This window comes from Polaromonas sp. DSP2-3-2b2 (assembly GCF_049895905.1).
GTDB lineage: Bacteria > Pseudomonadota > Gammaproteobacteria > Burkholderiales > Burkholderiaceae_C > Polaromonas.
In genome coordinates this window covers 59,810-67,523 of sequence record NZ_JAFCTH010000019.1, presented here as the reverse complement: position 1 = coordinate 67,523, position 7,714 = coordinate 59,810, and the positions used below count along the sequence as shown (strand labels likewise).

5 protein-coding genes are annotated in these 7,714 nt (G+C 58.8%); all 5 read right to left on the bottom strand.

The window, feature by feature from the left end; genetic code table 11:
• Nucleotides 1–255: 255 nt before the first annotated feature.
• The 5 genes from ACP7AD_RS14715 to ACP7AD_RS14695 all read right to left on the bottom strand — a co-directional run bounded on the left by ACP7AD_RS14715 (nucleotide 256) and on the right by ACP7AD_RS14695 (nucleotide 7,712).
• Nucleotides 256–804, bottom strand: a complete 549-nt coding sequence (locus tag ACP7AD_RS14715; RefSeq protein ID WP_426148494.1) for a histone — start codon at nucleotides 802–804, stop codon at nucleotides 256–258.
• A gap of 206 nt (nucleotides 805–1,010) precedes the next feature.
• A complete protein-coding gene (locus ACP7AD_RS14710; RefSeq protein ID WP_426148493.1) occupies nucleotides 1,011–2,174 on the bottom strand; it encodes a ribonucleotide-diphosphate reductase subunit beta in 1,164 nt (387 codons plus the stop codon).
• 157 nt (nucleotides 2,175–2,331) lie between these two features.
• Nucleotides 2,332–5,241 carry a ribonucleoside-diphosphate reductase subunit alpha gene (locus tag ACP7AD_RS14705; protein ID WP_426148492.1) on the bottom strand — a complete coding sequence of 970 codons (2,910 nt, stop codon included), beginning with the start codon at nucleotides 5,239–5,241 and terminating at the stop codon, nucleotides 2,332–2,334.
• 442 nt (nucleotides 5,242–5,683) lie between these two features.
• Nucleotides 5,684–6,283 (bottom strand): 1,6-anhydro-N-acetylmuramyl-L-alanine amidase AmpD, encoded by a 600-nt coding sequence (ampD, locus tag ACP7AD_RS14700; RefSeq protein ID WP_426148497.1) that lies wholly within the window; start codon nucleotides 6,281–6,283, stop codon nucleotides 5,684–5,686.
• Complete coding sequence (locus ACP7AD_RS14695; protein WP_426148490.1) at nucleotides 6,270–7,712, bottom strand: sigma-54-dependent transcriptional regulator; 1,443 nt, start codon at nucleotides 7,710–7,712, stop codon at nucleotides 6,270–6,272. The genes ampD and ACP7AD_RS14695 overlap by 14 nt, the downstream gene beginning before the upstream one ends.
• Between the last annotated feature and the right edge of the window lie 2 nt (nucleotides 7,713–7,714).

The window sequence follows — 7,714 nt, the reverse complement described above, 5'->3', positions numbered from 1 at the left end:
CCATCAAAGCCTTTATCATGCCCTGCTGGCCTTGCTCAGAAACAACCCGCTTTAATCGCCTCTGCTTCCTAAGCCCCAAAATTAATAGCAAAAAGGACTGGCGCATAAGCATCATCTGGTTGAGCTGAACGTTTTGCTGGGCTCATGTCCAGGTGGGCTGTAAACGCCAAGGCAAGGCGCATGCCGGCATAAACGGCGAATTGAAAAAACCCGACGTTTTGCAACATCGGGCTTGAGACGCAAGGCCTGGAAAATTTAAGGCTTGCTGCCTTTTGGGAAAGGCCAGGAGGCTTGCGGGCTGATTATGGTCTGAGCGGTTGGCGCGGCAGCCGGCGCCTTGGCTGCAGGCTTTTTCTCGGGTTTTTCGATATTTACCGATTTTTTTGCCGCCGGCTTTTTTACCGCTTTTGCAGTTTCGGCTGGCTTCGGCTCGGTCTTTTTTGCTGCCGGTTTTTTGGCCGCTACGGCTTGAACAGCTGGTTTTTCAGCAGCCGCCGTTTTGGCGGGTGCCTTCGCAGGTGCAGCTTTTTTAGCTGCTGCCTGTTTCGCAAGAGGCTTTGCCGATACGGTCTCTGGTGTTTTGACAGCAGCTTTTGCCGCTACTTTTTTGGCCGCTGGCTTGGGAGCCGCAGCAGCTGTTTGTGCCGGTGCTGGTGTAGCCGTCACTTTTTCAGCCGCCGCCTTTTTCGCAGGGGCTTTTGCCACCGCCTTTTTGGCAGCCGGCCCGGAAACAACAGCAGTTGTCTCCGACGGTGCTGGCGCGGCCATCACTTTTTTTGCCGCTGGTTTTTTCGCAGTTGCCATGGTTTTCTCCTCGATCAGTTTGCAAAAAGCACTTCGTCTGGGGTGTAGGCGAAGCGATTCGCAGCATTGGGCCTTCGGATCACCGGGCCCCATGCCGCGAACACAGGAGCAATGGTCCGTGCGCACTTTGGGGTGCTGGCCTGGATCATTGCGAATCTAAAAATCATTGTTGTGTGCGCCTTGTGCTTTTTGTCAATCGTGCGCTGTCAGTCCCAGGAGAGAGCACCGCCAGACTGGTATTCGATCACACGGGTTTCAAAGAAGTTGCGCTCTTTTTTCAGGTCGATCATCTCGCTCATCCACGGGAACGGGTTTTCCTCGTTCGGGAAAAGCGTCTCTAAACCAATCTGCGTGGCACGGCGGTTGGCGATATAGCGCAGGTAGCCTTTGAACATGGAGGCGTTCAGGCCGAGCACGCCGCGCGGCATGGTGTCTTCGGCATAGCGGTATTCAAGTTCAACGGCCTTCATGAACAGAGCATTGATCTCGGCCTTGAACTCGGGCGTCCAGAGGTGCGGATTTTCCAGCTTGAGCTGGTTGATCAGGTCGATGCCGAAATTGCAGTGCATCGACTCGTCGCGCAGGATGTACTGGTACTGCTCGGCCGCGCCGGTCATCTTGTTTTGCCGGCCCAGTGCCAGGATCTGCGTGAAACCAACGTAGAAGAACAGGCCTTCCATCAGACAGGCAAACACGATCAGCGACTTGAGCAGGGTCTGGTCTGCTTCAGGTGTGCCAGTCTTGAAGGTCGGATCGGAAATCGCTTCGATGAAGGGGATCAGGAACTGGTCCTTGTCCTTGATGGACTGCACTTCGTTGTAGGCGTTGAAGATCTCGCCCTCGTCCAGGCCGAGCGACTCGGTGATGTACTGGTAGGCATGGGTGTGGATGGCTTCCTCGAACGCCTGGCGAAGCAAAAACTGGCGGCATTCCGGCGCGGTGATATGCCGATAGGTGCCCAGCACGATGTTGTTGGCGGCGAGCGAATCGGCCGTCGTGAAAAAGCCGAGATTGCGCATGACCAGGCGGCGCTCGTCGTCGGTCAGGCCGTTCGGGTCTTTCCACAGCGCGATGTCTCGGGTCATGTTGACCTCCTGCGGCATCCAGTGATTGGCGCAGGACGACAGGTACTTTTCCCAGGCCCATTTGTACTTGAACGGCACCAGCTGGTTGACGTCGGTCTGGCCGTTGATGATGCGCTTGTCGGAGGCTTTGACGCGTTTTGCCTTGGCAGGTGCCAGAGCGTCAGCCACAGGTTGGCTGGCAGAGGCAAAAGAGGGTGGCGGGAGGTCTGCGAAGCGGCTGGCTGGCAGGTCGCCGAAAGGGGTTGTCTGTAGCGATGGTGTGACTTCTTCGTCCCAGGTCAACATAGAAAATTCCAATACTTCGGGATTATGAAAGCAGCGATGAAAAATGAAAAGCGTTCATTCACACCGCTACGGATTTTATGGCTCAATGCATTGGTTTTTTGCATTGGGCTGGCAGTGAATCGTGCGAAAAATGGTTGTCGCGCGATTCACGGCTTGTTTATTGGCAAGCTTCGCAACCCGGATCGTCGATCGCGCAAAACTTGATGTCGGTCGCGGGCGTTGCGCTCATCTGGGCCTGCGCGGCTGCCGCTGCCTTGTCGATGGCGCTCATGCCCGCTGCCGCCGCTTGCGAACCTGAAGACACCGAGTTCATCTTGCCGGCCGTGACGGTCGATTTCTCGACATGCGTGGCGCTTTGCGTGCGCAGGTAGTATGTCGTTTTCAGTCCCCGCACCCAGGCCAGCTTGTAGGTTTCGTCGAGCTTCTTGCCCGACGCGCCGGCCATGTAGATGTTAAGCGACTGCGCCTGGTCAATCCATTTCTGGCGGCGCGAGCCGGCTTCGACCAGCCATGAGGTTTCGATTTCAAATGCCGTGGCGTACAGCGCTTTGATCTCGTTCGGAACCCGGTCGATGGGGCGCAGCGAACCATCGAAGTGTTTCAGGTCAACGACCATCACGTCATCCCAAAGACCGAGCTTTTTCAGGTCGCGCACCAGGTAATGATTGATCACGGTGAACTCGCCCGACAAGTTGGACTTGACCGACAGGTTGCCAAAGCACGGCTCGATGCAGGCATCGACGCCGATGATGTTGGAAATCGTCGCGGTCGGGGCAATTGCCACGCAGTTGGAGTTGCGCATGCCGTCCGTGGCGATCTTCTGGCGCAGCGCGTCCCAGTCGAGCGTGGAAGAGCGGTCCACTTCCACATAGCCGCCGCGCTCCTTGGCCAGCATATCGAGCGTGTCGAGCGGAAGGATGCCCTTGTCCCACAGCGAACCCTTGTAGCTGGCGTACTGGCCGCGTTCCCGGGCCAGTTCGGTCGACGCCCAATAGGCGTGGTAGCAGATCGCTTCCATCGACGTGTCGGCAAACTCGACGGCGGCCTGCGAGGCGTAAGGCACGCGCATCTCGTACAGGCTGTCCTGGAAACCCATCAGGCCCAGGCCGACCGGGCGGTGCTGCAGGTTGGAATGGCGTGCTTTTTCCACGGCGTAGTAGTTGATGTCGATCACGTTGTCCAGCATCCGCATGGCCGTGGTGATGGTTTTCTTCAGCTTGTCGTGGTCGAGCGCGCCGTCCTTCAGATGCTGGACCAGGTTGATCGAGCCGAGGTTGCAGACCGCCGTTTCGGTTGCGCTGGTGTTGAGCGTGATCTCAGTGCACAGGTTGGACGAATGCACGACGCCGGCATGCTGCTGCGGCGAGCGGATGTTGCAGGCGTCCTTGAACGTGATCCAGGGGTGGCCGGTCTCGAACAGCATCGACAGCATCTTGCGCCACATATCGGTGGCCTGCAGCTTGCGCGAGGGTTTCAGTTCGCCGCGCTCGGCGCGGGCTTCGTAGGCCACATAAGCTTTTTCAAACTCTTGGCCGTACTTGTCGTGCAGGTCGGGCGTGTCGGAAGGTGAGAACAGCGTCCAGCTGCCTTTTTCCATCACGCGGCGCATGAACAGGTCGGGAATCCAGTTCGACGTGTTCATATCGTGCGTGCGGCGGCGGTCGTCGCCGGTGTTCTTGCGCAGTTCCAGGAATTCCTCGATGTCGAGGTGCCAGGTTTCCAGGTAGGCACAGACCGCGCCCTTGCGCTTGCCGCCCTGGTTGACCGCCACGGCGGTGTCGTTGACGACCTTCAGGAAAGGCACGACGCCCTGCGATTCGCCGTTGGTGCCCTTGATGTGGGCGCCCATGGCGCGCACCGGCGTCCAGTCGTTGCCCAGGCCGCCGGCGAACTTGGACAGAAGGGCGTTTTCCTTGATGGCGTCGTAGATGCCGCCCAGGTCATCGGCCACGGTGGTCAGGTAGCACGACGAGAGCTGCGAGCGCAGCGTGCCGGCATTGAACAGCGTCGGCGTGCTCGACATGAAGTCGAACGACGACAAAATTTCGTAGAACTCGATGGCGCGCGCTTCGCGGTCGGTTTCATTGAGCGACAGGCCCATGGCCACGCGCATGAAGAAAGCCTGCGGCAATTCGATGCGCTGCTTGCGCACGTGCAAAAAGTAGCGGTCAAACAGGGTTTGCAGGCCGAGGTAGTCGAATTGCAGATCGCGCTCGGGCTTGAGCGCCGCGCCAAGGCGGGCCAGGTCAAACTGCTGGAGCTTTTCGTCGAGCAGTTCGTTTTTCACGCCCTTGGCGATGAACTCGGGAAAGTAGCTGGCATAGCGAAGGGCCATCGCTTCATGGTTGACTTCCTCGCCCAACACTTCCCGGCGGATGGTGTGCATCAGCAGGCGCGCGGTGGCGTAGGTGTAGTCGGGGTCTTTCTCGATCAGCGTGCGGGCTGCCAGGATGGATGCCTTGTAAACCTCGTCAATGGGCACGCCGTCGTAGAGGTTGCGCATGGTTTCCGAAACAATCGGGTCGGGCTTGACGTCGGCGCCAAGGTTGGCGCATGACGCCTCGATCAGGGCCTGCAGGTTGCGGATGTCCAGTGCCACCTTCTTCCTGCCATCCATCACGTGCAGCTGCGGCACGGCAGGCATCTGGTCTTGCAACTGTTTGGCGCGCTCCTGATTGTGCTTTTCGCGGTACAGCACATAGGCACGGGCGATTTCATGGTGACCGCCACGCATCAGGCCAAGTTCAACCTGATCCTGCACATCCTCGATGTGGAAAGTGCCACCGCTGGGGCGTGAGCGCATCAGGGCACGAACGACCGCCTGGGTCAGAGTTTCGACGGTTTCACGAACGCTGACCGAGGCTGCGCCCTGTGTGCCATGCACGGCCAAAAAAGCCTTCATCATGGCGACGGCGATCTTGCTAGGCTCGAATGCCACGACCGAGCCATTGCGGCGAATGATCTGGTAGTTGGCCAGCGCGCCGGAAACAGGCAGATCGGTGTTGTTGACAGAGCTGCTGACGGGAACACTGGATGAATGGGGCACGGCGTAAGGTGCTGTTTGCATGATTTCCTCTGAATTTGTTGTGGTGAACAAGTGATATGCGGGATCAGTAAAAAGAAGAAGCTGTCGAAAACCAGCGGTTCGATGGACTGGTTTTCTCTTCAATTTCGTGAACAGACCCAAAGGGACTGATTGATGATTAAGCACTATACCTAGTGTCTGAAGCCGCTGCAACCACTACCGGTAGTGTATCGCCGCCGAGTGTTATAGCTGCCTGACCTCGCTTTTTTTATTATTTTTGACAACGTCAAGGCGACCTGGTTTGGTTGTGAAACCGCGCTCAGGCCTTATGAAGTCAGGCTTTTTGACAACAGGCCAAGCGCTGGCGCGGCTTTCCGCCGGTTTTGCCTTGCAGACGCTCATAAAGACTCGACAGGCATGGCTTGCAGGACTGGTACGTGCGGCTGACTACACAGGCCTGGAGCCGGTAAAAATGAGAATTTCCTCAAGCAAGTCTGGGAAAATAACGATTGGGCAAAGCCAGGGAATCTTGTAACAAAAGCCAGTCGAATCCAGGTCCCGGGTCAAGTTTTCGCCCCGGCGCAATATGCTCATGACCGGCGATATGCGTCACCGGATAGGCTTGGAGGATCGCTGCGCACAGGCTGGCAAGTGTTTCGTACTGCGGCACTTCAAAAGTGCTGCCTTCAAGGCCTTCAAGTTCAATGCCAATCGAGTCGTCATTGCACTGGCTTCGCCCACGGTAAGCGGAGTGTCCGGCATGCCAGGCACGGTCGTCGCAGCCGACAAATTGCCAAAGATCGCCTGCGCGGCTGATGAAAAAGTGCGCTGAAACTTCAAGCCCCCGGATGCCCTGGAAGTAGAGATGCGCGTCCCAGTCGAGCTGATTGGTGAACAGGCGCTGCACATTGCCATTGCCGAACTCCCCCGGCGGCAGGCTGATCGAGTGAATCACGACCAAATCAATCTGCGCGCCAGCCGGACGTTGATTGGCGTTCGGCGACGCCATGGCCCGCGCATGCCGGTACCAGCCGTGCTGCCACAAGCCGGTATCCGGCGGTGGGCATGCTTCAGGCAAGGTCATCGAGAGTTTCAGCCGCATCGCTCTCGCCCGGCGTTGTAATTTCCAGGCGTGCGATGCGGTAGCGAATCTGCCGCAGGCTCAGGCCCAGCCGGATGGCTGCAGCCGTGCGGTTAAAGCCGGTTTCCTGCAATACCCTGACCAAGATGCTTCGCTCTTGCTGATCCAAAAAGTTCTGGAGATTTTCCGGAACGGCAACAGGCTGCTCGGGTAGGCTGTCAACCTGCGTCAGACTGTCTTCGCCCAGGGCAACGGCCCGATGCAGGATATTTTCCAGTTCACGGACATTGCCGTTGAGCGGCAGTGAACGCAGATGGGCCAGCACCGCAGGATTCAGCACGGGCATGTCCAGGCCGGACTCCTGGCAGATCCTGGCCAGCAGGGCATTGCAAAGCGCTGGCAAATCGTCCAGCCGTTCGCGCAGCGGCGGCACCGTGATCTCGATCACATTGAGCCGGTAATACAGGTCCTGGCGAAAGCTGCCGGCCTCTACCCCCGATGCCAGATCTTTGTGGGTGGCGCTGACGATGCGCACATCGACCATGTCTTCCTGCGGCGAGCCCAGCGGCCGCACCGTGCGTTCCTGGATCGCCCGGAGCAGTTTGGACTGCATGGCCAGCGGTAGGTCGCCGATCTCGTCGAGAAACAGCGTGCCGCCCTTGGCGGCCTGAAAGTAGCCCAGCCGGTCCTGCACCGAGCCGGTGTATGCGCCTTTGCGCGCGCCAAAAAACTCGGCTTCCAGCAGGTTTTCGGGAATCGCGCTGCAGTTGACGGCCACGAAGGGATGGGCCGCGCGGTGACTGCAGCCATGCACGGCGCGCGCCACCAGTTCCTTGCCGGTGCCGGACTCGCCGCGTATCAGCACCGGCGCCATGCTGCCGGCCACCTTCACGATGCGCGATTTCACCGCACGCATCACAGGCGTTTCACCGACCAGCTTTTGCAGGATGGCGGCTGCATCAGCCGGTTTGCCAGGCGTTGGCGCGGCGGCGCCGGGCATCGCGGTGCGGATATCGGTCTTGACAAGGGCCTGCCTGACGTTTCGGGTTTCCTGCACGGCCGACGCCACCACACTGCGGAACTGCTTGAGGTCAACCGGTTTGGTGAGGTAGTCAAAGGCACCGGCCTTGAGGGCCTCGACCGCATTTTCAGCCGAACCGTGCGCCGTGATGACCACGCAGCGTTCTGTGCGCTGCTGTTGGGCCAGATCGCGCAGCAATTCAAGCCCCAGCCCGTCAGGCAGACGCATGTCGGTGATCACGGCATCGAACCGGGCCGCTCCAAGATGTTCCCGTGCCTGCTCAAGCGAGCCGGCGGCTTCTATCAGGTAGCCCTGCCGAAGCAGGGTCAGCTCGTACAGGGTGCGCAAGTCGGGCTCGTCGTCAATGATCAAGATGCGGGCGGGCAAAGAAACAGGAGCTTGCGAATTCATGA

Coding starts and splice junctions, on each gene's coding strand:
- ACP7AD_RS14715 (WP_426148494.1), bottom strand. CDS start 804: ATGGCAACTGCGAAAAAACCAGCGGCAAAAAAAGTGATGGCCGCGCCA.
- ACP7AD_RS14710 (WP_426148493.1), bottom strand. CDS start 2,174: ATGTTGACCTGGGACGAAGAAGTCACACCATCGCTACAGACAACCCCT.
- ACP7AD_RS14705 (WP_426148492.1), bottom strand. CDS start 5,241: ATGCAAACAGCACCTTACGCCGTGCCCCATTCATCCAGTGTTCCCGTC.
- ampD (WP_426148497.1), bottom strand. CDS start 6,283: ATGACCTTGCCTGAAGCATGCCCACCGCCGGATACCGGCTTGTGGCAG.
- ACP7AD_RS14695 (WP_426148490.1), bottom strand. CDS start 7,712: ATGAATTCGCAAGCTCCTGTTTCTTTGCCCGCCCGCATCTTGATCATT.